Raw genomic sequence first — 25457 nt, forward strand, 5'->3', positions numbered from 1 at the left:
GACGCACCGCTCACTGCAGCAGCCGCAGAGCGATCGCACCGGCGCCGACCACGACGATGGCGGCGAGGCGCAGCCGGCTGACCGTTTCCTTCAGTACGCCAGCGGCGATCAGCAGCGCGAATACCACCGATGTTTCGCGCAGCGCAGCCACCAGCGCGATCGGCGCGCGCGTCATCGCCCACAGCACCAGCGTGTAGGACGCCAGCGTGCCGGCCCCGCCGATCATTGCCCGTCGGCCGCTGCCGCGCAGCCGCGCCAGCTCGGGTCGGCCACGTCGCAGGCAGAAAAGCAGGAGCATCAACAGACCGCTCAGCAGCAGCATCCACGCCGTGTAGCCGAAGGCGCTGCCGGACAGGCGCGCACCGCGGCCGTCGATCAGCGTGTAGCAGGCGATCACTGCGCCATTGGCCAGTGCCAGCGCGGCCGAGCCCAGGTGCAGGTGGCCGCGGCGCCGGGCGTCGCCAGCCAGCAGCAGGATGCCGCCGCCGATCAGCACGATGCCGGTCCAGGCGCCTGGCGACAGCCGTTCGCCGAGCAGCTGCGTCGCCGCCAGCGCGGTCAGCAGCGGTGCCGAACCACGCATCAGCGGATAGGCCAGGCCCAGTTCGCCGCCGCGGTAGGCGAGCGCCACCAGCGAGAAGTAGAGGACGTGGATCACCACCGACGCGCCCAGCCAGGGCCAGCTGGCCGGCGCCGGCATGGGTAGCAGCGGCAGCAGGCAGGCCGCCCACAGCGCAGCGCCGCCGACCATGAAGGCGGTGTCGGCGAAGGTGTCCTGAGAACTGCGCACCAGCGCATTCCAGCCGGCATGCAGCAGCGCGGCGAACAGCACGACCGCCATCACGTCCAGGGGCATGCCGTCGTCCTCCGCCGTGCGGGCGCTGGATCAGTCGACCTGCTTCGGCGGCGCGGGCGGTGTTTCCTCGCGCACGCCGCGTATCACTTTGATCAGGCAGAACAGGAAGCCGGCGACGCCGACCGCGGTCATGATCAGCGACTGCCACAGCGGCCAGCCACCGGTCTGGCTTTCGTCGATCAGGTTGAGCAGGCTCAGCGTCACCCCGGACATGCCGACGATGGCGAAGCCGAGGGCGGCGAAGAAGAACAGTACGCGCATGAATGAGATCCAGTGAGAGGGGGCAGCGCCGACGGCGGGCAAGCCGCCGCGGGTGCACGGCGGCCTGCATTGTGTCCGATGCGGCGGCGACCTGTGAAGCCGCGTTGCCGGCTTCGACCACGCGCGTGCTTGCGCGTGCCGCGAGCGCTCCGCGAGAATGGGGCAAATTCACTCGCGAACCGACACGATGAAACGCATCGTCATCCTCGGCACCGGCGGCACCATCGCCGGTCAGGCCCGGCAGGCCGGCGACAATGTCGGCTATACCGCTGCGCAGATCGCCGTCGGCGATCTGCTGGCGGCGATTCCGGCGCTGGCCGGCTTCGCGCTGGAAGCGGAACAGGTGGCGCAGGTCGACAGCAAGGACATGTCCTTCGCCATCTGGCATGCGCTGGCCGAACGCAGCGCGCATCACCTCGCACGTGACGAGGTGGCCGGCATCGTCATCACGCACGGCACCGACACGCTGGAGGAGACCGCCTACTTCCTGCATCGCGTGCTGGCGCCGGCCAAACCGGTGGTGCTGACCGCCGCGATGCGGCCGGCGAACGCGCTGGCGCCGGACGGCCCGCAGAACCTGCTCGACGCGGTGCGGGTCGCCGCGCTGCCCGGCGCGCGTGGCGTGCTCGCCTGCATTGCCGGTGCGGTGCACGCCGGTTGCGACGTGCGCAAGGTGCACCCCTACCGCGTCGATGCCTTCGATTCCGGTGACGCCGGTGCGCTCGGCTACATCGAAGAGGGGCATCTGCGGCAACTGCGCGACTGGCCCGCGGGCGAGGCGCTCGGCCTGGCCTGCACGCAGCGCGAGGACTGGCCGCGCGTCGATATCGTCGTCAGCGCGGCCGGTGTCGACGGCGCACTGGTGGACGCGCTGGTCGCGCTCGGCGCACGTGGCATCGTCGCCGCCTGCACTGGCAACGGCACACTGTCCGCTGCGCTCGAAAGTGCGCTGCTGCGCGCGCAGGCGGCCGGTGTTGCGGTGCTGCGCGCGACCCGCATCGGCCGCGGCAGCATCGTCGAAACGAGCGCGCAGGCGCTGCCGTCGGCCGGCGCGTTGACGCCGGTGCAGGCACGCGTCGAACTGCTGCTCACCCTGCGCTGACGCCGGGCATTCACAAAAAAGCACGAAGATTGCGACGTGGGCGCGCTGTGACGGGGTCGCAAGCGCTTAAACTTCCGCCTCTGTGCACATCAAGAACAAGGTCGCCCGAGCGGCCGCCATAATCGAAGAACGCCTCCGATGCGACGTCGCGCATTGACCACGCTGTTGACCGTGGCCGCCCTGCTTGCCGGGCTGCTGCCGGTGGCGGCTGCGCTCTATTTCTCCTGGGCCTACACGCTGCGGGTGGAGACCCAGCACCTCGATGCGCTGGCGCAGCAGGCGCTGGCCCGCGCCGAGCAGGTGTTCGACGACGCGCAGTCCGAACTGGGCGGTCTGCAGAGTTTCCCGCAGCCGGCCTGCTCGCCGGCCCATATCGAGCGGCTGCGGCAGATCGCCTACTGCACGCCCTTCGTGCGCGAGATCGCCTATGTCGAGAACGGCCAGATCGCCTGCAGCAGCATGGGCAGCGAAGCCCATCGCGTGCTGCCGGCGGCCGACTGGTCGGATGGCAAGGGGCGGCAGATCTGGTTCCGCGTCACCCACACGCTCGACGACGCGCGGCCGTCGGTGGCCATAGGCCGCGGCAGCCACATCGCGCTGATTCACGCCAGTCACTTCCAGGCGCGCGCGGTCGGCGATACCCAACTGGCGGTGCTCAGCACCACCGACTGGCTGCCGCTGGCCCACCTCGACCAGCCGCTGCTGCCGAGCATGATCGATACCGCGGTGACCGGTCGCGAGCGCATCCAGGGCGATCGCCTGTATGCCGTCGCGCAGTCGGCGCAGCTGCCCATCGTCGCCGTCGGCGCGCAGTCGCGCGCCCAGCTGATGGCCGCATGGACCGAGCCGCTGGTCATGATGACGCTGCTCGGCGTGCTGGTGAGCACCCTGCTGATGTGGGCGGTGCGCCGCTTCGCGCGCCAGTACTTCTCGCCGGCCAGCGCGCTGCTGTCGGCGATACGCCGCGGCGAACTGCGCGTGGCCTACCACCCGCAGATCCGCCTGTCCGATGGCCGCTGCGTCGGTGCCGAGCTGCTGGTGCGCTGGCCCGATCAGAACGAGCCGGTCATGAGTACCGACGACCTGGTGCATCTGGCCGAGCATTCGGGTTTCGAGCACGAAATCACCGCCCGCGTGCTGCGCACCGCGATTTCCGAGATCGGCGATCTGCTGCAGCGCCGGCCGGAGCTGACGGTGTCTCTGAACCTGGCTTCGCACGACCTCGAGCGCGGCGATCTGACCGAACTGCTGGCCGACGCGCTGGACGGCAACGGCATCCGCCGCAGCCAGATCGAACTCGAGCTGACCGAGCGCAACCTGATCCAGGCCGGCTCGGCCGGCGAGGTGCTGGCGCGGCTGCGCGAGGCTGGCCACAAGGTGCTGCTGGACGACTTCGGCACCGGTTACTCCAGCCTGTCCTATCTGCACGACCTGCCGGTCGACGCGCTGAAGATAGACCGCGCCTTCGTCGGCACCATAGGCGCCGAAACGCCGCACGCGCCGCTGGTGCCGCACATTGCCGAGATCGCCCGCACGCGCGGTCTGCACATGGTGGCCGAGGGCGTCGAGACCGAGCAGCAGGCGGACTATCTGCGCGAGCAGGGCGTCGAGATCGCGCAGGGCTATCTGTACGCGCGACCGATGGACGCCAGCGAGTTCCGTCACTTCCTCGCCACGCGCGGCTGAACCCGGCGCGCGCCGCGCAGTCCATCGGCCGTGCTCACCCTCCATTCACTCCGCAAGACCCTGCCGGGTACGCCGCCGCGCCTGCTGCTCGACGCCGTCGACCTGACCGTCACGCCGGGCGAATACGTCGCGGTGATCGGCGAATCGGGCGCCGGCAAGTCGACGCTGCTCAATCTGGTCGCCGGCCTCGACCGACCGGACGCCGGCAGCGTCCAGTTCGGTGCGCACGCGGTGTCCACGCTCGACGACGACGCGGCCACGCTGTGGCGGCGGGTCGAGGTCGGTTTCGTGTTCCAGTCCTTCCACGTATTGCCCTGGCTCAGCCTGGCCGACAACGTCGCGTTGCCGCTGGCTCTGGCCGGCGTGCCGGTGCGCGAACGGGCCGCCCGTGCCCGCGCGCAGCTCGATGCAGTGGGTCTGGGCGAGCGTGCCGGCGACAGCCCGACCCGGCTGTCCGGCGGCGAGCTGCAGCGGGTGGCCATCGCCCGCGCGCTGGTGCATCGCCCGCGCCTGCTGCTGGCCGACGAACCGACAGGCAACCTGGACGCCGACAACGCCGAGCGCGTCGCCGCGCTGTTGCGCGACGCGGTGAAGTCCAGCAAGGCCTGCGGCCTGCTGGTGACGCATTCGACCGCGATGGCGGACAGTGCCGACCGCGTGCTGCGGCTGGCGCGCGACGGCCGCCTGCACGATGCTTGAGCTGCTGTGGCGCTCGGCCCGGCGCGGCGCGAGCGTGCTGGCGCTGCTCGCCATCGCACTCGGCGTGGCGCTTGGTGTCGCGGTGTCGGCCATCCACCGGGCGGCGCTCGACGAATTCGAATCCGGCCTGCGCAGCGTGTCCGGCAGCGCCGACGTCGAGGCGGTGGCGCCGCGCGGCATGGATGAAATGCTCTACCCCCGGCTGGCCGCGTTGCCCGACGTGGCGGCGGCCAGTCCGCTGGTCGAGCGCGAGATCGAGGTCGCGCACGCCGGCCGCACGCTGAAGCTGCGCATGATCGGCATCGACGCCTTCCGCGCTGCCGCCGTGCAGCCGACATTGCTGCCGCCGGCCGACGGCATCGGTCGCCTGATGCAGCCGGGCACGCTCTACCTGAGCCACGCGGCCGGTCGCGCACTCGGCCTGCAGCCGGACGACACGCTGACGCTGCGCGGTCACGCCTTCCGCGTTGCCGGCTGGCTGCCGGCGGCCGGCGAGGGCGCGGTGCTGGCGGTGACCGACATCGGCGACGCGCAGTGGCGGCTGGGCAGCGCCGGCCGCATTCACCGCGTCGCGCTGCGCCTGCACGCGGGCGTGGGGCGCGCCGATGCGATCGGGCGCATCGCCGCCGCACTGCCGGCCGACGTGACGCTGCAGACGCCGGCGCAGGCGCTGGAGCGGGCCGACCGGCTGTCGCGTGCCTATCGCGTCAATCTCGGCCTGCTGGCGCTGATCGCGCTGGCGGTCGGCAGTTTCCTGGTGGCGGCGACGCAGGCGGCGGCGATTGCCCGCCGCGTATCGGAAATCGCCTTCCTGCGCGCGGCCGGGCTGACGCGCACTCAGCTGATGCGGCTGCTGGTCGGCGAAGGCGCGCTGCTCGGTGCCGCCGGTGCCGCCATCGGCATTGCGCTGGGTCACGCGCTGGCGGCGCTGGGGCTCCATCTGATCGGCAGCGACCTGGGCGCCGGCCTGATTGCCGGCGCGGCGCCGCAACTGGGCTTCGATGTGTCGGCCAGCATCGGCTTCGGCCTGCTCGGCGTGGCGTCGGCGGCGGCCGGTGCCGCCTGGCCGGCGCGCGATGCGCTGGCCATCACGCCGGCGCAGGCGCTGCGCGGCGGGGTGTTCACGCCGCCCTTGCGTCTGCTGGGGAATCGCCGCCGGGCCGTCGGCCTGCTGGCGCTGCTCGCACTGGGTGCCGTCGCCGCGGCACAGCCGGCGCTGGGCGGGCTGCCTCTGGGCGGCTATCTGGCGATCGGCTGCGTGCTGGCGAGCGCGGTGCTGGCGGTGCCACCGCTCGCGGCGGCACTGGCGCGGGCGCTGCCCGACGACGCCAGTCTGCCGCTGACGCTGGCCGCGGCGCGACTGCGCGCCGAACCGGGTTTCGCGTCGCGCAGCGCGGCCGGTGTGCTGGCGGCCAGTGCGCTCATCGTCGCGATGGCGGTCATGGTCTCGTCCTTCCGCGCGTCGGTCGATCGCTGGCTGGGCGACGTGCTGCCGGCCGAACTCTATATCCGCGGCGACCGCGACCGGCCGTGGCCGGACGACGTCGAGCGGCGGCTGGCGGCAGTGCCCGGCGTCGCCCGCGTCGACGTGCTGCGTCACCAGTCGCTGCTGCTGCGCGCGGACCTGCCGCCGGTGGCGCTGATCGCGCGGGCGCTGCCGGACGACGCCGGACAGGTGCTGCCGCGCGTCGGATCGATGGCGCCACCGGGCGCCCTTCCACGCGTGTGGGCGTCGGAGGCGATGGCCGATCTGTACGGCTGGCGTGCCGGCAGCGAGGTCGAACTGCCGCTGGCCGGGCGCGCGCTGCGCGTGCAGGTGGCCGGGCTGTGGCGTGACTACGCGCGGCAGCACGGCGCGCTGGTGATCGACCTCGAACGCTACCGCGCGCTGACCGGCGACCGGCTGGCCGACGACTTCGGCCTCTGGCTGGCCGATGGCGCAGACCCGAGCGCGGTCGCCGCGGCGCTGCGCGACGCCAGCGGCGCCGGCGACACGCTGGAGCTGACGTCGAGCGAGGACATCCGCCGGCTGTCGCTGGGTGTGTTCGACCGCACTTTCGCTGCCACCTATGCGCTGGAGGCGGCGTCGGCGCTGATCGGTCTGGCCGGCATCGCCGCCGCCTTCGCCGCGTCGGCCGCGGCGCGCGTGCGCGAGTTCGGCCTGCTGCGCCACGTCGGTTTCACGCGCCGGCAGATCGCTGCGCAGCTCGCCGCCGAGGGCCTGCTGTCGACCGTGCCCGGCCTGCTGCTCGGTCTGCTTGCAGGCTTTGCGATGAGCGCGCTGCTGATCGAAGTGGTGAACCGGCAGTCCTTCCACTGGAGCATGGACTGGGTGGTGCCCTGGGGTCTGCTCGCCGGCATCGTGCTGGCCATGCTGGCGGCGGCCACCATCGCCGCGCTGATCGGTGCCCGCCGCGCGCTCGCCATCGATGCCGTGCGCGCGGTGCGCATGGACGCGTGACGGCGATGCGCGATCAAGGCAGAGCGGTGCGCAGGTCGGCCACCGGTTCGACGCCGAAGCGCTCGGACAGCAGGTAGTCGACCAGGCGGCGCGCGCAGTCGGCCGGCGACAGCAGTGCGCCGTCGCGCTGCAGCGCCTCGAAGCGTGCGCGGTTCGGGAAGTCCGCCAACGGCGTGGCGCGGATCTGCGCCTGCATCGCGGTGTCGATGACGCCCGGCGCCAGGCTGACGATGCGCGTGCCGGCCGGGGCGTCGAGTGCCGCGGCGCGGGCGTGCTGGTCGAGCGCGGCCTTGGTGGCGCAGTAGATGGACCAGCCGGCATACGGCGTGTGCGCGGCGCCACTCGAAATGTGCACGATGCGCCGTTCGTTCGCGTGCGCAGCGGCGGCGACCAGGGCGTCGGTCAGTGCCAGCGGGGCGGCGACATTGAGCGTCACCGCCTGCGCGATGGCCGCCGCACCCTGACGCCCGGCCGGCGCCACCGGACCCAGCGTGCCGGCGTTGTTGATCAGCAGCACGCGGTCGGCGGCGGCAACGAAGCGTGACAGCGCGTCGCCCGCCAGCCATCGCGCCAGCGCCGCCGCGTCGGCGAGGTCGAGTGCGACCTGCGTGAAGCCGTCGTCGTCGGGCTGCGGCGACCGGCTGCGTGCGAGCCCGAGCACCGGAATGCCGCGTGCGCGCAGCGTGGCGGCAAGCGCCTCGCCCAGTCCGTGCGTGTGGCCGGTCAGTACTGCCTTCATCGTCTTTTCCTCGTCGTCTCATGCGCCGCAAAGCCGCGTCGGCACACTGTTTTGCTGTCGACCGCATAGGGGCGGAGTAAGATCATCGACAGAACTGGCGCGGGCGTCCGACCGGTGCCTGCGCTCCGGATACAACACGGGAGACACCCAGTGAACCCACACCAGGGCGCGGCGACCACCCCGCAGAAGACCCTGCTTCTGGTCGATGACACGCCGGAAAATCTGACCGTACTCGGCGAAATCCTGATGCCTCACTACCGTGTCCGCGTCGCCAGTTCAGGGGCACGTGCGCTGGCGGCCGCGACCAGCGATCCGCGGCCGGATCTGGTGCTGCTCGACGTGATGATGCCGGAGATGGACGGTTACGAGGTGATCAGCCGTCTGCGCGCAGATGCGCGCACGCGCGAACTGCCTGTCATCTTTGTCACCGCGCTCGACAGCACCGAAGACGAAGCACACGGACTGGAGCTGGGCGCGGTCGACTACATCACCAAGCCGGTGCGTCCGGCCATCGTGCTGGCCCGCGTGCGCGGGCAACTCGAACTGAAAGAGGCGCGCGATCGCATGCGCGATCAGAACGCCTGGCTGGAAGCCGAGATCGCCCGCCGCATGCGGCAGAACCAGGTGGTGCAGGACGTGAGCATGCGCGCGCTCGCCAGCATCGCCGAGGCGCGCGACGACGAGACCGGCAATCACATCCTGCGCACGCAAGCCTATGTGAATGTGCTGGCACGGGCGCTGGCAACGACGCCGCGCTACGCTGGCGAGCTGACGCCGGCGCGGGTCGAAACCTATACGAAGGCGGCGCCGCTGCACGACATCGGCAAGGTGGCGATTCCCGATCACATCCTGCACAAGCCGGGCAAGCACACGCCCGACGAGTGGGAAATCATGAAGACCCACGCCCGGCAGGGATCGGATGCGATCTGGCGCGCCATCTGCGACCAGGAGGAGCGCGAAGCGCTGGATTTCCTCTACATCGCGATGGACATCGCGCACTACCACCACGAGAAGTGGGACGGCAGCGGCTACCCGGAAGGTCTGGCCGGCGAGGCCATTCCGCTGCCGGCGCGCCTGATGGCGCTGGCCGACGTGTTCGACGCGCTGATCAGCAAGCGCGCCTACAAGCCGGCCTTTCCGCTCGATCGGGCGACCGCCATCATCACCGAGGGGCGTGGCCGGCATTTCGATCCGGACGTCGTCGACGCCTACCTCGCACATCTCGACGAGTTCGCGGCCATCGCCGCGCGCTACGCCGACCTGGCCGAGCAGACCCCGAACGCACCCGCCTGAGTCGCGCCGATGATGACGTCCATACCGAGCCTTGCTGCCGCTCGCCTGATGCGGTCGGCCACCGCTGCCGTCTGTCTCTTCAGTTTCGCCACACCGGCTCTGGCGCAGCACGTGCCCGCCGACTCGCTGCCCGAACTGTGGCGCGATCACCACTTGCTGTTGCTGGTGCTCGGCTTCAGTCTGGCGCTGGTGTGCGCGCTGCTGCTGGCGCAGCGGCGGCACGCCCGACGCCTGAGTCGCGCACAGGCGCTCGCCGATCGCCACGCTGCGGCGCTGGAGCAGGAGCGCAGCCGTCTGCGCATGTTGCTGAACGCGATTCCCGATCTTGTCTGGCTGAAGGATGCCGACGGCACTTTTCGCTTCTGCAATCCGCGTTTCGAGCAGCTGCTCGGCGTGCCCGAAGCGCAGCTGATCGGACACACCGATTACGACTTCGTCGAGCGCGAACTGGCCGACTTCTTCCGTGCGCACGACCGGGCGGCGATCGCCGCCGGCCGACCGCTGATCAACGAGGAGTGGCTTACCTTCCGCGTCGGTGGTCAGCAGGGCCTCTACCAGACCACGAAGACGGCGGTCACCGACAGCGCCGGACAGCTGGTCGGCGTACTCGGCGTGGCGCGCGAGGTCACCTTGATGCGCGAAATCGAGCAGGCGCTGGCCGAACGGGTGAAGGAACAGCGTTGCCTGTACGCGGTGTTCCGCGCCACCGAGGACCTGCGCCGGCCGCTGCCCGACATGCTGCGCGAGGTGGCGGGTCTGTTGCCTGGCGGCTTCATGCATGTGGGCGAGGCTGAGGCCGCCATCGAGCTCGACGGCGAAACGGTCGCCACGTCCGGTTTCGACCGGGCGGTGCAGTCCATCCATGCGCGGCTGGTGCTGCGTGGCGAAGTGCGCGGACGGATATGCGTCGCTTACCGAAGCGAAATGCCTGTGCGTGACGAGGGGCCCTTCCTGCTCGAAGAGCGCATGCTGCTGGAGGCGCTGGCCGACCGCATCGTCAGCGTCATCGCCCGGCGCGAGGACGAAGCGCGCGCGACGCAGCGCGAGGACATCTACCGCGCCATCGTCGCGCAGGCCTCCGATTCGATCACGCTGATCGATGCCGAAACGCTGGCCTTCGTCGAGTTCAACGATGCGGCCTGCACCGGTCTGGGCTACACGCGCGAGGAGTTCGCGTTGCTGACGCTGGCCGACATCAATGCCGACCTCGACCCCGATGCGGTGCGGGCGAAGATGCGCGACGTGGTTGCGCGCGGCGGCGCGCAGTTCGACACGCGCCGCCGGCGCCGCGACGGCTCGGTTACTGACGTTCGGGTCAGCGTGCAGCCGGTGAAGGTGCAGGGACGGGTCTACGTATCGGACATCTGGTGGGACGTGACCGAGCGCTCCAAGGTGCAGGCCCAGCTCGACCGCGAGCGGCAGCGGCTGCAGGACATCATCGACGGCACCCACGCCGGTACCTGGGAATGGAATCTGCAGACCGGCGAAGCGGTGTTCAACGAGCGCTGGGCGGGCATGTTCGGCTATGCGCTGGCCGATCTGCAGCCCTTCACCGTCGACACCTGGGCGCGCTTTGTCCATCCGGACGACCTGCGGCAGGCCAACGAAGCACTGGAACGGCATCTGGCCGGCGAAACCGACTATTACGAGTGCGACGTCCGGATGCGCCATCGCGACGGCCACTGGGTGTGGATCGCCGACCGCGGGCGGGTGACGCAGCGCACGCCGGACGGGCGCCCGCTGCTGATCCGTGGCACCCATATCGACATCACCGAGCGCAGACAGTCGGAAGAACGCCTGCGCGAGAGCGAGGCGCGTTTCCGCAAGCTGTTCGAGGACACGCGCGAGGCGGTGGCGCTGATGGAGGACGGGCGCTTCATCGACGTCAATCGTGCCGCCCTGGAAATGCTCCGCATGGAGGATGCGACGCAGCTGATCGGGCACTCGCCGGTCGATGTCGCGCCGGAGTTCCAGTCCGACGGCACGCGCTCCGCCCAGGCCTTCGAGCAGATCATGCGCAGGCTGCGCGAGGGCGGCGCGCACCAGTTCGAGTGGCTGATAACGCGGGCCGATGGTGAAGCGCTGGCAACCGAGGTGCTGGCCACCGCGATCGAGCACGACGGGCGCGCGCTGCTGCACGTCGTGTTGCGCGACGTGACCGACCGCCGCGAGGCCGAGCGGCGTCTGCGCGAGAGCGAGGAGCGGCACCGCCTGCTGTCGGAGAACTCGAGCGACGTGATCTGGCTGTACGACCTGCGCGCCGAGCGCTTCGTCTACATCAGCCAGGCGATCGAGCGGCTGCGCGGCTATACCGTCGACGAGGTGCTCGGGCAGAGCATGCAGGACACCATGACGCCGGACAGCTACCGCCGCGTCAGCGAGGCCTTCGCCGTGCGGCTGGCGGCCTTCCGTGCGGGCGACGAATCGATGCGCACGCAGACGATGGAAATCGAACAGCCCTGTCGCGACGGGCGTGTCGTGATGACCGAGGTGGTGACCACGCTGCGCACCAACGCCGACGGGCAGATCACTCTCCTGCAGGGTGTCACCCGCGACATCACGGCCAAGCGGGCGGCCGAGGCCGAGCTCGATGCGCACCGCCACCATCTGGAGGAACTGGTGCGCAGCCGCACCGCCGAACTGGAACGCGCCCGCATCGACGCCGAGGCGGCGAGCCGCTCGAAGAGCACCTTCCTCGCCAACATGAGCCACGAAATCCGCACGCCGATGAACGCCATCATCGGCTTCACCCACCTGCTGCGGCGAGAACTGACGGCGCCGTCACAGCTGGACAAGCTGGAAAAGATCACCGCTTCGGCCAAGCACCTGCTCGGCCTCATCAACGACGTGCTCGACCTGTCGAAGATCGAGGCCGACCGCCTGCAACTGGAGGAAGTGCCGTTCAGCGTGCTGGCGACGCTGGACCGAGTGCGCAGCATGATGGCGGACCGCATCGCCTCCAGGCGGCTGCTGCTGAAGGAGGAAGTCGATCCGCGGCTGACCGGCCTGTCGCTGCTCGGCGACCCGATGCGCGTCGGTCAGATACTGATCAACTACCTGAGCAATGCGGTGAAGTTCACCGAGCGCGGCAGCATCACCTTGCGCGTGCAGGTGCTGGCCGAGCAGCCGACCGCGGTCATGCTGCGTTTCGAGGTCGAGGACACCGGCATCGGTATCGCGCCACAGAAGCAGGAGCAGCTGTTCGAGGCCTTCGAACAGGCCGAGGCGGCCACGACGCGCAAGTACGGTGGCACCGGACTCGGTCTGGTGATCAGCCGTCGGCTGGCACGGCTGATGGGCGGCGACGTCGGTGTGAGCAGTGTGCCGGGCGAAGGCAGCACTTTCTGGTTCACCGTGCGCCTGCAGCGCGGCGACGCGGCGCTGCGGCCGGATTCGATCACCCGTCAGCGTCGCGTGCGTGTTGGCGCGCACGTGCTGCTGGTCGAGGACAACGCGATCAACCAGGAGGTGGCGCGCGAACTGCTCGAAGGCGCCGGACTGATGGTCGATGTCGCCGCCGATGGCGCGGAGGCGGTCGACAAGGTGGCCCGCTCGCATTACGACATCGTGCTGATGGACATGCAGATGCCGGTGATGGATGGCGTCGAGGCGACGCGCCGCATCCGCGCCACCGACGCCGGACGCATGCTGCCCATCCTCGCGATGACCGCCAACGCCTTCGAGGAGGACAGGCGCCGCTGCGAAGAGGTCGGCATGAACGGTCACCTGGTCAAGCCGGTCGATCCGGAGCGCATGTTCGCCGCGCTGGCACAGTGGATTCCGGAGGGCGAGCATGCGGCCGCGTCGCCGCTGACGCCGACGGTGCCCGCCGTCATCGATCGCGACGTCGGCGTGCGCGCGCTCGGTGGCGATGCCGCGGGCTACCGCCAGGTGCTGGACATGTTCCTGGCGAACCACAGCGGCGACGTCGATCGCCTGCGACAGGCGATCAAGGACGGCGACAGGGTGCTCGCCGAGCGCGTTGCGCACACCCTGAAGGGCGTGGCGGCGACCATCGGTGCGCACGCATTGCGCGACCGCGCGCTTGCACTCGAACAGGCTCTGCATGCCGGCACCCCGGTGCAGACCATCGCCGACGACATCGCCGCCTGCGCGGTGCAGATAGGTGCGGTGTGCGACGAGATACGCGCGCTGCCCCGCGCCGAGGCGGATGCAGTCGGCCTGCCGACCGCGCGCGTGCGCAGTCTGGTCAGCCAGCTCTGCCTGCTGCTTGAACACGACGACATGAAATCCGGCGCCATCTGGCGCGAACTCAAGCCGGCACTGGTGGCGCAGTTCGGCGAGGCGGCGGTGCATCCGCTGACCCGCCTGATCGAGGCTTTCGAGTTTCCCGAGGCGCTGACCATCCTGCGCGCCTTCGTGTCGGCCCACCCCGAACTGCGCGACGACTGAGGCGCGGGCGCACCGGCAGCGAGAGGTGCGTGCCGGTGCGCTCGGATCAGGCGACGCCGGCAGCGTGCGCCTGGCGGTCGGCGTGGTAGCTGGAGCGCACCAGCGGGCCGCAGGCGGCGTGGCTGAAGCCCATCGCCGTCGCTTCGCGCTCGAACATCACGAAGGTGTCCGGATGAACGTAGCGCAGCACCGGCAGATGACCGCCCGAGGGCTGCAGGTACTGACCCAGCGTCAGCATCTGCACGTCGTGCGCGCGCATGTCGCGCATTACGTCGAGGATTTCGTCGTCGGTTTCGCCCAGCCCCAGCATCAGTCCGCTCTTGGTCGGTATTTCGGGGTGGCGGGCGCGGAACTGGCGCAGCAGGTCGAGCGAATGCGCATAGTCGGAGCCCGGGCGCGCCATCCTGTACAGCCTCGGCACGGTTTCCAGGTTGTGGTTCATCACGTCCGGCGGCGCGGCGTCGAGGATGGACAGCGCGATGTCGAGGCGACCGCGGAAGTCCGGCACCAGCACCTCGATCTGTGTGCGCGGCGAATGCTCGCGCACCGCGCGTATGCAGTCGACGAAGTGCTGGGCGCCGCCGTCGCGCAGGTCGTCGCGGTCCACGCTGGTGATCACCACGTAGTTCAGCTTCAGCGCGGCGATGGTCTTCGCCAGCTTTTCCGGCTCGCCGGCATCCAGCGGATCCGGGCGGCCATGGCCGACGTCGCAGAAGGGGCAGCGGCGCGTGCACTTGTCGCCCATGATCATGAAGGTGGCGGTGCCGCCGCCGAAGCACTCGCCGATGTTCGGACAGCTCGCCTCCTCGCACACGGTGTGCAGACCGCTGTCGCGCAGGATCTGCTTGATCTCGCCGAAGCGGCTGTCAGGGCGCGCCGCGCGCACGCGTATCCAGTCCGGCTTGCGCAGGGTTTCGGCCGGCACCACCTTGATCGGGATGCGGGCGGTTTTCGATGACCCCTTCTGTTTTTCGGTCGGGTCGTAGGCGGTGTCGCTCATGGCTGCTGTTTACCTATTCATAGAGGGCGCGCTGTAACGCGCCGGTCAGTTGCAGGCAGATCGCCTCCGGTGGGAGGTCGATGCCCAGATCGCGCGTCTGTGTGACGCGCAGCCCACTGTAACCGCAGGGGTTGATCGCGGTAAACGGTGTCAGGTCCATGTCCACGTTCAGCGAAACGCCGTGGTAGGTGCGGCCGTTGCGGATGCGCAGGCCCAGTGCGGAAATCTTGGCTTCGTCGTCGCCCGTGCCGACGTAGACGCCGGGTGCGCCGGGGCGTCGCTGCGCGCCGACGCCGTGCACCGCCAGCAGATCGATCACCGCCTGTTCGATGCGGTTCACCACCTCGCGCACGCCGAGGCCGGCGCGCTTGAGGTCGATCAGGGTGTAGATGACGACCTGGCCCGGGCCGTGATAGGTCACCTGGCCGCCGCGGTCGCTGTCGACCACCGGCACGCCGACGTCGCGCAGCAGGTGTTCGCGCTTGCCGGCCAGCCCCAGCGTGAATACCGGCGGATGCTCGACCTGCCAGAACTCGTCCGCCGTGTCGGCAGCGCGCGCCGCGGTGAAGGCCTGCATGTCCCGCCACACCGGCGTGTAGTCCACCCGGCCGAGCGCGCGGACGAGGGCGGTCACAGGACGACTTTCACCATCGGATGGCCGCTCAGTTCGCTGTACAGCGCGTCGAGCTGATCCTTCGAGGTCGCCCGTATCGTCGCGGTCAGGCCGATGTAGCGGCCACCGGACGACGGGCGCATGCCCAGCGTCGCCGGGTCGAAGTCGGGCGCGTGGCGCAGCACCACCTCGACCACCACCTGGGCGAAGTCGTCGTGGCGCTCGCCCATGATCTTGAGCGGGAAGTCGCACGGAAACTCGAGCAGGGTGTCGGTGCGCGACGGCTGTGGCTGATCGGCCATCGGTCTGTCCTCGGAAACGCGTTCAGAGACCCAGCCAGAGCCGGATCGTGTCCCAGATGCGGCGGAAGAAGCCGCCTTCGTCGATCGCCACCTTGGCCACCAGCGGATACTCGCCGGCCGGCTTGCCGTCGATCGCCACCTTCAGCGTACCGAGCTGCTGGCCGACGGCGATCGGCGCGATCACCGGCGCGTTGATGACGATCTCGCGCGTCACCTTGCCGGCCTGGCCGCGCGGCACCGTGACTACGGCGTCCTCGGCTGCGCCGACCTGCACGCTGGCGGCGGCGCCCTTGTAGACGGCAGGCGTGGCCAGCACTTCCTCGGCGCTGGCGAGACGGGCGTTCTCCCAGGCGTTGAAGCCGTAGTTCAGCAGCGTGGCCGACGATTCGATGCGGCCCTTTTCGTTCGGCGCGCCGAGCAGCACCGACACGACGCGGCGGTCTTCGCGCTTCGCCGACGACACCAGGCACCAGCCGGCCGCATCGGTGTGGCCAGTCTTCATGCCGTCCACGCTGCGGTCCATCGTCAGCAGGCGGTTGCGGTTGCCCTGCTTGATACCGTTGTAGGTGTAGTCCAGCGTCGAGTACAGCGGGTAGTACTCGGGGAAGTCGTGGATCAGCGCGCGCGCCAGGATGGCCAGGTCGCGTGCCGTCGTGTAGTGACCGTCCTCGGTCAGGCCGGTCGAGTTGCGGAACTGCGTGCCCGACATGCCCAGACGCTTCGCCTCGGCATTCATCATCTGGGCGAAGGCGGCCTCCGAACCGGCGATCGCCTCGGCCAGTGCAACGCAGGCGTCATTGCCGGACTGGATGATCATGCCGCGGATCAATTCATCGACGGTGACCGGCTTGTCCGGCGCGATGAACATCTTGGAGCCGCCGGTCTTCCATGCGGCGACGCTGACCGGCACCGCCTGGTTGGGCTTCAGCTGCCCGTTCTTCAGCGATTTGAAGGTCAGGTAGGCGGTCATCAGCTTGGTCAGCGAAGCCGGTTCGACCTTGTCGTCCGGGCGCGACTGCGCCAGCACGGCCCCGGATTCGTGGTCGATCAGCAGCCAGGCCTTGGCGTCGGGCTGGGGTGGCGGGATCAGGTCGGCGGAAGCGGCGAACGGAAGTGCGGCGGACACGAGAAGCGCGGTGCAGCGCAACAGCTTGAGCATGAAAGTTACCGGTGGTCAGAACAGCGTGCGCAGTCTACCAAAGCAGGGCCGGCCACCGGCATGGAAGCTGCTTCGTGATGTTTCGTGTTGCACCGCGAGTTGAAACAGTGGTTTCATGAAAGGGAACTTAAATTCCGTGCCGTGCGTCCGAACGCCTCATGAGTTCCGCCAGAGCCTTCCTGTTGATCGGTGTCCTGCTGTTTGCGCTGTCTGCCCTGTGGGCCGGGCAGCGTGCGCTCGCCGATGCACCGGAACAGTGCGTGAGCTGTGCGTCCTTCGAATTTCCCGATGCCACGCCGACCGACGTCTACGGTGCCTTGATGCACCGTCTCGATCTGGCCGGCGATCCGCCGGACCCATTCGTCGCCGAAGTGCCGCAGCGCGCGCGCAGCCAGGCACGCCCCGAACAGATCGCCTCCGCCCTCGTCCTGCAGGACCCCGAGCCCGACCGGGTTCCGTTGCGCCCGCCCAGGCTGGGCTGAGGCGCGGCTGCCCGCCATCGCGGGCGCCGTCCATATCCGTTTCTTCACGACCTGCGCGGCATGCCGTGCGCGCAGGCGTGTTCGCCTGTTTCATCGTTCCCGTCAGGGCATCAGACTCATGAAAACAAAAGCCATCGCCCTTCTGGCCGCCCTCGGCCTGTGTGCGCACGCGGCAGGGGCCGCCGAGCGCTACACACTGGGCCAGCTGCAGACGCTGGCCCTGCAGTCCAACGCATCGCTCGGCGCCGCGCGCGCCGACGTCGATGTCAGCCGCGCCGACACCTTGACCGCCCGCGCCTATCCGAATCCGGAACTCGAAGTGATGGGCGGCGACCGCAATTCGCGCGGACCCAATCTGGCACCGGGTTCGCTCGGTTCGATCACGCTGTCGCAGCGCTTCGACTACCCGTCGCAGCGCGACGCCCGCCTGCGCGTGGCCGAAGCGGGCATCACGTCCGCCATGTCCGGCGCCCAGGCATACGAGGTGGATCTGCTGACCCGCCTGAAGCAGAGCTTCTACGCAGTCATCCGCCACGAGCGCGAGCTGGGCGCCGCACGCGAGGACCTCGAACTGGCCAAGGCCATCCGCAACCGTGTCGAGGTGCGGGTCAATACCGGGGAAGCACCGCGCTACGAACTGATCCGCGCCGATACCGAGCTGCTGAGCGCGCAGAAGAACGCCGACGCGGCCGAGCTGCGCATTGCGCAGTCCAAGGCGCGACTGCGCGGACTGGTCGGCGGCGTGCTGCCGATCGACTACGAACTGCAGGGCGATCTGGTGAACGACGTCGAGCTGCCGCCGCTGGAAAAGCTGCGCGAGGACATGCTGACGCGCAATCCGGAGATCGCCCGCCTGCGCGCCGAGATCGAGCGCGCGAAGGAGCAGATCGAACTGGAAAAGCTGCGCCGCATGCCGGAACTGTCGTTCAAGCTCGGCCGCGACCAGGATCCGGAATACGAAGCCAACCGCATCGGCGTCGCCGTGAGCATTCCGCTGTTCGACCGCCGCCAGGGCCAGATCGCGCAGGCCAGCGCGATCGGCGAACGCAATCGCATGGCGCTCGAAGGGCGCATGTTCGAACTGCAGCAGCAGCTCGATGCCGCCTACCGGCAGTACGACCTGTCGCGCACTCAGGTGTCGGCACTGGAGAGCGGCATCGTGCGCCAGGCCGAAGCCGCGTTGAAGGTGGCCGAGGCGGCTTACAAGTTCGGTGAGCGCGGCATCCTCGAAGTGCTGGATGCGCAGCGCACCTTCCGCGCCGTCCGCAACGAGCTGATCAGCGCCCGCTACGAACTGATCAATGCCGTCGCCGAAATCGAACGCCTTGGCGCCCTGCGCTGAGCCGGCTCACGCACAACGAATTCATCCACATTCCGATCCGCTATGAAACTTATCCAACGCCCCCTGCTGTGCGCCGGACTGCTCGGCGCTTCCCTTCTGCTCGGCGCCTGCTCCGAAGAATCCGATACCGCGACACCGACGGCCGCTGCGGCGCCGGTCGACCCCAATCTGGTCCAGGCCGGTGACAACCTCGGCAACATCATCAAGCTCGGCACGGTCAGCCGCATGGAGCTGTCGGACACGCTGCGCGTGGCCGGTCAGGTCGATTTCGACGAGCAGCGGGTGACCCGCATCGGCGCCACGGTGACCGGCCGTGTGACCGAACTGACCGCCATGCTGGGCCAGCAGGTGAAGGTGGGCGACACGCTGGCGGTGCTCAACAGCACCGAGCTGGGTGCCGCCCAGCTCGCCTACATGAAGGCGCGCGCGCAGGCGCAGCTGAACGAACGCAATGTCGAGCGCGCGCAGCAGCTGTTCGCAGCCGACGTGATCGGCAGCGCCGAACTGCAGCGCCGCGAGAGCGAACTGTCGATTTCGCGCGCCGAAATGCGCGCCGCCGCCGACCAGCTGCGCGTGCTCGGCGTGTCGTCGAAGTCGCTGGAGAAGCTCACGTCGACCGGGGCCATCAATTCGGTGTCGCCGGTGGTGGCGACGATGGCCGGCACCGTGGTCGAGCGCCTGGTCGCCCAGGGGCAGGTGGTGCAGCCGAGCGAGGTCATGTTTACGGTGGCCGACCTGTCGCGCGTCTGGGTCGAGGCCGAAGTGCCGGAACAGCAGGCTGCCGCGGTGCGGCCGGGCCAGACCATCCAGGTCGAAATCCCGGCGCTCGGCCAGCAGCTGACGGCCAAGCTCATCTTCATTGCCGACACCGTCAATCCGATGACGCGGACCATCATGGTGCGCAGCGAACTGGACAACAGCGACCGCTCGCTGAAGCCGGCGATGCTGGCGACGGTGCTGATCCAGGGGCGGCCGACCGCGCGTCTGGTCGTGCCCGACACCGCCATCGTGCGCGAGAACAACAAGGACTACCTGTTCGTCGAGGTCGGCCCGCAGCAGTTCAAGCTGACCGAAGTCGCGCTCGGCCCCGCCATCGGCACCATGCGGCCGGTGCTGGGCGGTGTGGCCGAAGGCACGAAGGTGGTGACCGAGGGCGCCTTTCATCTGAACAACGAGCGCAAGCGCAAGGAACTCGAATGAGAACCGCACGACTTCGCGCCAACGCTGAACGGATGAACTGGAGACGCCATGATTGAATCCCTCGTGCGCGGGGCGCTCAAACAGCGCCTCGTCATCGTCGTCGTCGCGCTGTGTCTGCTGGCCTTCGGCCTCGACGCGGCGCGCAAGCTGTCGGTGGATGCCTTCCCCGACGTGACCAACGTTCAGGTGCAGATCGCCACCGACGCCACCGGCCGTTCGCCGGAGGAGGTCGAGCGCTTCATCACCGTGCCGATCGAGATCGGCATGACCGGTCTGCCCGGTCTGACCGAAATGCGCTCGCTGAACAAGCCGGGCCTGTCGCTGATCACGCTGGTGTTCACTGACAAGACCGACGTCTATTTCGCGCGCCAGCTGGTGATGGAACGGCTGCTCGAAGTGCGTGACCGCATGCCGGCCGGCGTGGTGCCGGTGCTCGGCCCGGTGTCCACCGGTCTGGGCGAGGTCTATCAGTACACGCTGGTGCGCCCGGACGACGGCGACCGCGAATTGACGCAGGCGGAACTGACCGAGCGCCGCACTATCCAGGACTGGGTGGTGCGTCCGCTGCTGCGCTCGACCCGCGGCGTGGCTGAAATCAACTCGCAGGGCGGCTACCAGAAGCAGTACAAGGTGCTGGTCAATCCGGACCGTCTGCGTCACTACCAGCTCACCGTCAAGGATGTGTACGAGGCGCTGGCGCGCAACAACGCCAATGCCGGTGGCGGCGTGCTGCCGCAGAACGCCGAGCAGTACCTGATCCGCGGCGTCGGTCTGGTGAAGGATCTGGACGACATCCGCCTCATCGTCGTCAAGGAGATCAACGGTACGCCGGTGTTCATCCGCGACGTCGCCGAGGTGGTCTTCGGTCACGCGGTACGCGTCGGTGCGGTGGTCAAGAACGGCAGCACCGAGGCGGTCGGCGGCGTCGTCATGATGATGGCCGGCGGCAACGCCAAGGCCGTGGTGTCGGACATCAAGAAGAAAGTGGCCGACATCAACGACAACAACATGCTGCCTGGCGGCCTGAAGATCGAGCCCTACTACGACCGCTCGGAACTGGTCGATGCGGCGCTGGCCACCGTGATCAAGGTGCTGATCGAGGGCGTCATCTTCGTCGTCATCGTGCTCTACCTCTTCCTCGGCGATCTGCGTTCGTCGGTCATCGTGATCGCCACGCTGGTGGTGACGCCGCTGGTCACCTTCATGGCGATGAACCAGCTGGGGCTGTCGGCCAACCTGATGTCGCTGGGCGGTCTGGCCATCGCCATCGGTCTGATGGTGGACGGTTCGGTGGTGGTGGTCGAGAACGCCTTCGAGCGCCTCGGCCATGCGAAGGAGGAAGGCGAAAGCCGCATCCGCGTCATCCTGTCGGCGGTGATGGAGGTGGCGACACCGGTCATCTTCGGTATCGGCATCATCATTCTGGTGTTCCTGCCGCTGATGACGCTGCAGGGCATGGAAGGCAAGATGTTCGCGCCGCTGGCCTACACCATCGCCATCGCACTGTTCGTGTCGTTGGTGCTGTCGCTGACGCTGACGCCGGTGCTGTCCAGCTATCTGCTCAAGGGCGGTGCCGACCACGACACCTGGCTGATCCGCATGATGAAGAAGCCGTATGTGCCGATGCTCGAGTGGGCGGTCGCCAACAGCAAGAAGACGGTATCGCTGGCGGTGGCGGCCTTCATCGGCGCCATCCTGCTGCTGCCCTTCCTCGGCACCGCCTTCATTCCGGAGATGAAGGAAGGTTCGGTGGTGCCCGCGATGGATCGCGTGCCGAACATTTCGCTGCAGGAATCGCTGCGCATGGAACGCGAGGCGATGCGCCTGGTGATGGAGGTGCCGGGCGTGAAGTCCGCCGTGTCCGGTGTCGGTCGCGGCGAGTCGCCGGCCGATCCGCAGTCGCAGAACGAGTCCACGCCCATCGTGTCGCTGAAGCCGCGTGACGAATGGCCGGAAGGCTGGACGCAGGAAACCATCCAGGAGCAGATCCGCGAGAAGCTGAAGGCGCTGCCCGGCGTGAACATCATCATGGCGCAGCCGATTTCCGACCGCGTCGACGAGATGGTGACCGGTGTGCGCGCCGACGTCGCGGTGAAGATATTCGGCGACGACCTCGACCTGCTGAAGGCCAAGGCCGACGAGATCGCGCGCGTTGCGCGTGGCGTGCAGGGCGCGAGCGAAATCAAGATCGAACGCGTGACCGGCCAGCAGTACCTCACCATCGAGATTGATCGGCCGACCATCGCCCGCTACGGCCTCAACGTGGGCGACGTGAACGACCTGATCGAAGCGGCCATCGGCGGCCGTCACGTGACCGACGTGTTCGAGGGGGAGCGGCGCTTCGCTGCGGTGGTGCGTCTGCCGGAGCGCTTCCGCGACAACATCGAGGCGATCCGCAACATGCTGGTACCGACGCCGGAGGGCGCAGCCATCCCGCTGTCCAGCCTGGCCACCATCGACGTGCGCGACGGCCCGGCGCAGATCTCGCGCGAGACCGGCAAGCGTCGCATCGTCATCGGCATCAACGTGGCGAACCGCGACCTCGGTGGTTTCGTCGCCGAACTGCAGCAGAAGGTGAAGGACCAGGTGCAGTTGCCGGAGGCCTACTACTTCGAGTGGGGCGGCCAGTTCCAGAACATGGAGCGCGCGCTCGGCCACCTGTCGGTCATCGTGCCGATCACCGTGGCGGCGATCTTCTTCCTGCTCTTCCTGCTGTTCGGGTCGCTGCGCTTCGCCACTCTCATCATCACCGTGCTGCCTTTCGCCTCGATCGGTGGCGTGATCGGCCTGTTCGTCAGCGGCGAGTACCTGTCGGTGCCGGCGTCGGTGGGCTTCATCGCGCTGTGGGGGATCGCGACGCTGAACGGCGTGGTGCTGGTGTCCTACATCCGTGGCCTGCGCAACGAGGGCATGGAGCTGATGCAGGCCGTGGTGCAGGGCGCCAAGATGCGCTTCCGGCCGGTCATGATGACGGCTACCGTTGCACTGCTCGGCCTGGTGCCCTTCCTGTTCGCCACCGGTCCCGGCTCCGAAGTCCAGCGCCCGCTGGCCATCGTGGTGATCGGCGGTCTGATCACCTGCACGCTGCTGACGCTGGTGGTGGTACCGGCGCTGTACACCTGGTTCGACGACAAGCCGTTTGAAGCTTGAGCGAACATCGAAGACGGAGAGACGACATGAAGGAAATTCGCGCCATCATCCGGCCGAACAAGCTGCCGAAACTGCGCACCGTATTGCGTGAAATGCCCGGCTTCCCGGGCATGACGGTGAGCAAGGTCGAGGGCTTCGGTGCGCCGAGCGAGCACACACCGCACAATATCAAGGAGGAGCTGACCGATTACTCCGCCAAGGTGCGGATCGAAATCGTCGCCCCCGACGAAAAGGTCGATGACATCGTGCGCCGCATCATCAGCGTTGCCTGCACTGGCCAGACCGGCGACGGTCTGGTCTGGGTGGTGCCGATCGACCGGGCGGTGTTCATCAACAAGACCACCATCGGGTCGCCGCAGGGCTGATCCGCTCTGCGCCCGCGCCGGTCACAGGTGCGGGCGTTCTTCTGGATGCCGCTGCAGCCAGGCAGCGTAGCGGCGTTCGTACTCCAGCTTCTCTTCCTGATAGACGGTCCATACGCAGCGCTCGCAGCCGGATTCGCAGCACTCGGAGTCCATCGGCATGGTGGGCGGAACGGGGGCGACATCCTCGTCGAGCGATGCGGCCGACAGCATTTCGGTCATAGGCGGAAGCGGGCAGTGATGAGACGGGCCGCATTGTCGTACTCGCCGTCGAGCTGCGCCAGTGCGATCGTTGCTGCGCTGCAATCGACGCCGCCCTCTCGCAGCGCGCATTCCAGCGCCTCGGCGCTCGCCGACAGGCTGGCCGCACCCACATTGCTGCAACTGCCCTTCAGTGCATGCGCCGCGCAGAGGGCGGCACCGAGCTCGCCGTCGCGCAGTGCCCGGCGCACCGTCTGCAGCGTGCGCGGCGTGTCCTGCAGCCAGGCGCGCAGCACTTCATCGATGACCGGTCCGAGCATGTCCTGCAATTCGGCCAGTCGTGCGTCGTCGAGTATCGGAGGTGCGGTGGTGGTCGGCATGGTGTGCGGACGGTGTCGTCGGGTAAACAGTCGGTGTCGCACACATCAACGACCGGCGCCGCCGCGCCTTGAGCACCCTCAGCTTTCCCAGATCACCGGCTGTTTCGCCTTCAGCGAACGTTCGAGCTGTTCGATCAGCGGTGCGGCACGCTGGGCCAGCGACACCGGCATCAGCATGGCCGGTGGTCGGTCCTCGGGGTTGTCGTCGTCCTGCGGCTGTGCGCGTTCCGCTTCCCGGCTGGCGACGATCGCCTGCTTCAGTGCGTCGATCGCGGCGGGCAGCTGCTCCAGCGTGATAATGCCCGTCGCGTCGAAGGACTTGCCCATCAGCGACAGCAGCTGCTTTGCGTTGTCGCCGAACATGAGGGTGTCGGCAGTGGCGGATGACTTGAAGGTGACGATCATGATCGATGGACCTCGGTGGGTGACGAAGGACATTGTCGCGCGGAACGTGGTGGCTGCGCCATGCGCATAGGCGTCGATCTCGGCGGCACCAAGACCGAGCTGATCGCGCTGGGCGACGATGGCGCCGTGCGCCTGCGCCGGCGCGTGCCGACACCGGCTGGCGACTACGTGGCCACGGTGGCGCTGATCGCCGGGATGGTGACGCAGGCCGAGCGCGAGCTGGGTGTGCGCGCCAGCGTCGGCATTGGCACACCGGGTTCGCAGTCGCCGGTCGACGGCTGCATGCGCAATGCCAATTCGACCTGCCTCAACGGCCGGCCGCTCAAGCAGGATGTCGAAGCGGCGCTCGGTCGCGCCGTGCGGCTGGCAAACGACGCCAACTGCTTTGCGCTGTCCGAGGCGGTCGACGGTGCTGGCCGGGGTGCCGACGTCGTGTTCGGCGTCATCCTCGGTACCGGGGTCGGTGGCGGTGTCGTGGTCCACGGCCGCGTGCTGCAGGGCGCCAATGGCGTGGCCGGCGAGTGGGGGCACAACCCGCTGCCGCCGGGCGACGACACCGGCGGTCATGCGCCGGCCTGCTACTGCGGCCGCCACGGCTGCGTCGAAACCTGGCTGTCCGGTCCGGCGCTGGCGGCCGACCATCTGCGGACAAGCGGCGAGACGGCGGTGCCGGAACGCATCGTGGCCCGCGCCGCCGCGGGAGACGCTGTTTGCGAAGCGACGCTGCAGCGCTACGAGGCGCGGCTGGCGCGCGCGCTGGCCGGCGTCATCAATCTGCTCGATCCGGACGTGATCGTGCTCGGCGGCGGACTGTCCTCGATCGGCCGGCTGTACGAACAGGTGCCACGGCTGTGGGTGCCCCATGTGTTCTCCGACCGCATCGTCACCCGGCTGTGCCCGCCGCTGCACGGCGATTCGTCGGGCGTGCGCGGTGCCGCCTGGCTGTGGTGAGGTGCTGCCGGCATTTTTCGCGGACCGCTGTAAGGTTCGCTGCGCTTGCAGGTCTACTGCCGTGCAAGCCCCACAGGCGGCTTCCAGCCTGTCACTTCAGAGGAGTACATAGATGAGCAAATCCGTTGCACTGCATGCCGCACTCGCTTCCGTCCTCGCGCTCGGTGTGGTCGCCAACCCGGTTCTTGCCGCCGATGACAAGGGCAAGGAGAAGTGCTACGGCGTCGCCAAGAAGGGCGCCAACGACTGCGCTTCGGCCAATGGCAGCCACAGCTGCGCCGGTCAGGCCAAGATGGACAACGACCCGAATGAATGGAAGTTCGTCGCCGCCGGCACCTGCGAGAAGATGGGTGGCAAGACGATGGCGCCGGGCAAGTAATCGGAGCGCAGCCGGCGCGCC

At 68.7% G+C, this 25457-nt stretch carries 23 protein-coding genes; 13 read left to right on the forward strand and 10 right to left on the reverse strand.

Annotated features, from left to right (window positions below; all coding sequences use genetic code 11):
* Positions 1 to 10: 10 nt before the first annotated feature.
* Positions 11 to 856: an EamA family transporter gene (locus tag WDZ97_RS18770; RefSeq protein WP_296813592.1), complete on the reverse strand. Its 846-nt coding sequence runs from the start codon at positions 854 to 856 to the stop codon at positions 11 to 13.
* Positions 857 to 886: 30 nt separating this feature from the next.
* Positions 887 to 1117: a hypothetical protein gene (locus WDZ97_RS18775; protein ID WP_024300751.1), complete on the reverse strand. Its 231-nt coding sequence runs from the start codon at positions 1115 to 1117 to the stop codon at positions 887 to 889.
* A gap of 187 nt (positions 1118 to 1304) precedes the next feature.
* On the opposite strand from WDZ97_RS18775, the gene WDZ97_RS18780 reads away from it, so the two are divergent.
* The 4 genes from WDZ97_RS18780 (at position 1305) to WDZ97_RS18795 (ending at position 7065) form a co-directional block, all read left to right on the forward strand.
* The gene (locus WDZ97_RS18780) at positions 1305 to 2219 is read left to right on the forward strand and encodes an asparaginase (RefSeq protein WP_425763760.1); all 915 of its coding nucleotides are present in this window, start codon (positions 1305 to 1307) and stop codon (positions 2217 to 2219) included.
* A 153-nt stretch (positions 2220 to 2372) separates the two neighbouring features.
* Positions 2373 to 3905: an EAL domain-containing protein gene (locus tag WDZ97_RS18785; protein WP_425763761.1), complete on the forward strand. Its 1533-nt coding sequence runs from the start codon at positions 2373 to 2375 to the stop codon at positions 3903 to 3905.
* Positions 3906 to 3935: 30 nt separating this feature from the next.
* Positions 3936 to 4604, forward strand: coding sequence for an ABC transporter ATP-binding protein (locus WDZ97_RS18790; protein WP_304000701.1), 669 nt, complete (start codon positions 3936 to 3938; stop codon positions 4602 to 4604).
* Positions 4597 to 7065 carry an FtsX-like permease family protein gene (locus WDZ97_RS18795; RefSeq protein ID WP_425763762.1) on the forward strand — a complete coding sequence of 823 codons (2469 nt, stop codon included), beginning with the start codon at positions 4597 to 4599 and terminating at the stop codon, positions 7063 to 7065. Before WDZ97_RS18790 ends, WDZ97_RS18795 begins: the two co-directional genes overlap by 8 nt.
* A gap of 13 nt (positions 7066 to 7078) precedes the next feature.
* Here WDZ97_RS18795 and WDZ97_RS18800 read toward each other — a convergent pair whose 3' ends face one another.
* Positions 7079 to 7804, reverse strand: coding sequence for an SDR family oxidoreductase (locus WDZ97_RS18800; RefSeq protein WP_425763763.1), 726 nt, complete (start codon positions 7802 to 7804; stop codon positions 7079 to 7081).
* A 150-nt stretch (positions 7805 to 7954) separates the two neighbouring features.
* On the opposite strand from WDZ97_RS18800, the gene WDZ97_RS18805 reads away from it, so the two are divergent.
* Together WDZ97_RS18805 and WDZ97_RS18810 are read left to right on the forward strand one after the other, a co-directional pair.
* Positions 7955 to 9097 (forward strand): HD-GYP domain-containing protein, encoded by a 1143-nt coding sequence (locus WDZ97_RS18805; protein ID WP_304000705.1) that lies wholly within the window; start codon positions 7955 to 7957, stop codon positions 9095 to 9097.
* 9 nt (positions 9098 to 9106) lie between these two features.
* A complete protein-coding gene (locus tag WDZ97_RS18810) occupies positions 9107 to 13510 on the forward strand; it encodes a PAS domain S-box protein (RefSeq protein ID WP_425763764.1) in 4404 nt (1467 codons plus the stop codon).
* Between the two features lie 46 nt (positions 13511 to 13556).
* Here WDZ97_RS18810 and lipA read toward each other — a convergent pair whose 3' ends face one another.
* From lipA to WDZ97_RS18830, 4 genes are read right to left on the reverse strand one after another with little or no spacing between them, the layout of a single operon-like run.
* Complete coding sequence (gene lipA, locus WDZ97_RS18815; RefSeq protein WP_425763765.1) at positions 13557 to 14510, reverse strand: lipoyl synthase; 954 nt, start codon at positions 14508 to 14510, stop codon at positions 13557 to 13559.
* Between the two features lie 13 nt (positions 14511 to 14523).
* Complete coding sequence (lipB, locus tag WDZ97_RS18820; RefSeq protein ID WP_304000708.1) at positions 14524 to 15144, reverse strand: lipoyl(octanoyl) transferase LipB; 621 nt, start codon at positions 15142 to 15144, stop codon at positions 14524 to 14526.
* Positions 15141 to 15425, reverse strand: coding sequence for a YbeD family protein (locus WDZ97_RS18825; protein WP_304000709.1), 285 nt, complete (start codon positions 15423 to 15425; stop codon positions 15141 to 15143). The genes lipB and WDZ97_RS18825 overlap by 4 nt, the downstream gene beginning before the upstream one ends.
* A gap of 22 nt (positions 15426 to 15447) precedes the next feature.
* The gene (locus WDZ97_RS18830; protein WP_425763766.1) at positions 15448 to 16584 is read right to left on the reverse strand and encodes a D-alanyl-D-alanine carboxypeptidase family protein; all 1137 of its coding nucleotides are present in this window, start codon (positions 16582 to 16584) and stop codon (positions 15448 to 15450) included.
* Positions 16585 to 16742: 158 nt separating this feature from the next.
* Here WDZ97_RS18830 and WDZ97_RS18835 point away from each other — a divergent pair, with 158 nt between their 5' ends.
* The 5 genes from WDZ97_RS18835 (at position 16743) to WDZ97_RS18855 (ending at position 23123) form a co-directional block, all read left to right on the forward strand.
* Complete coding sequence (locus tag WDZ97_RS18835; protein ID WP_304000711.1) at positions 16743 to 17066, forward strand: hypothetical protein; 324 nt, start codon at positions 16743 to 16745, stop codon at positions 17064 to 17066.
* A gap of 118 nt (positions 17067 to 17184) precedes the next feature.
* On the forward strand, positions 17185 to 18408 hold the full coding sequence (locus WDZ97_RS18840; protein ID WP_020166232.1) for a TolC family protein: 1224 nt from the start codon (positions 17185 to 17187) through the stop codon (positions 18406 to 18408).
* Positions 18409 to 18450: 42 nt separating this feature from the next.
* Positions 18451 to 19608 (forward strand): efflux RND transporter periplasmic adaptor subunit, encoded by a 1158-nt coding sequence (locus WDZ97_RS18845; RefSeq protein WP_304000713.1) that lies wholly within the window; start codon positions 18451 to 18453, stop codon positions 19606 to 19608.
* A gap of 48 nt (positions 19609 to 19656) precedes the next feature.
* The gene (locus tag WDZ97_RS18850) at positions 19657 to 22758 is read left to right on the forward strand and encodes an efflux RND transporter permease subunit (protein WP_304000715.1); all 3102 of its coding nucleotides are present in this window, start codon (positions 19657 to 19659) and stop codon (positions 22756 to 22758) included.
* A 26-nt stretch (positions 22759 to 22784) separates the two neighbouring features.
* The gene (locus tag WDZ97_RS18855; RefSeq protein ID WP_020166229.1) at positions 22785 to 23123 is read left to right on the forward strand and encodes a P-II family nitrogen regulator; all 339 of its coding nucleotides are present in this window, start codon (positions 22785 to 22787) and stop codon (positions 23121 to 23123) included.
* Positions 23124 to 23144: 21 nt separating this feature from the next.
* Here the strand turns inward: WDZ97_RS18855 and WDZ97_RS18860 are convergent, their stop codons facing one another.
* The 3 genes from WDZ97_RS18860 to WDZ97_RS18870 all read right to left on the reverse strand — a co-directional run bounded on the left by WDZ97_RS18860 (position 23145) and on the right by WDZ97_RS18870 (position 24106).
* Positions 23145 to 23342, reverse strand: a complete 198-nt coding sequence (locus WDZ97_RS18860; RefSeq protein WP_425763767.1) for an oxidoreductase-like domain-containing protein — start codon at positions 23340 to 23342, stop codon at positions 23145 to 23147.
* Entirely contained in the window at positions 23339 to 23701 is a 363-nt protein-coding gene (locus WDZ97_RS18865; RefSeq protein WP_425763768.1) for an Hpt domain-containing protein, read from the reverse strand. The genes WDZ97_RS18860 and WDZ97_RS18865 overlap by 4 nt, the downstream gene beginning before the upstream one ends.
* Before the next feature lie 78 nt (positions 23702 to 23779).
* Entirely contained in the window at positions 23780 to 24106 is a 327-nt protein-coding gene (locus WDZ97_RS18870) for a DUF1840 domain-containing protein (protein WP_425763769.1), read from the reverse strand.
* Between the two features lie 60 nt (positions 24107 to 24166).
* On the opposite strand from WDZ97_RS18870, the gene WDZ97_RS18875 reads away from it, so the two are divergent.
* Together WDZ97_RS18875 and WDZ97_RS18880 are read left to right on the forward strand one after the other, a co-directional pair.
* Entirely contained in the window at positions 24167 to 25057 is an 891-nt protein-coding gene (locus WDZ97_RS18875; RefSeq protein WP_425763770.1) for an ROK family protein, read from the forward strand.
* Positions 25058 to 25169: 112 nt separating this feature from the next.
* Positions 25170 to 25436: a DUF2282 domain-containing protein gene (locus WDZ97_RS18880; RefSeq protein ID WP_425763771.1), complete on the forward strand. Its 267-nt coding sequence runs from the start codon at positions 25170 to 25172 to the stop codon at positions 25434 to 25436.
* Positions 25437 to 25457: the final 21 nt, after the last annotated feature.

Origin of the sequence: Methyloversatilis sp. MC4-4 (assembly GCF_049843555.1) — a bacterium.
GTDB lineage: Bacteria > Pseudomonadota > Gammaproteobacteria > Burkholderiales > Rhodocyclaceae > Methyloversatilis > Methyloversatilis discipulorum_B.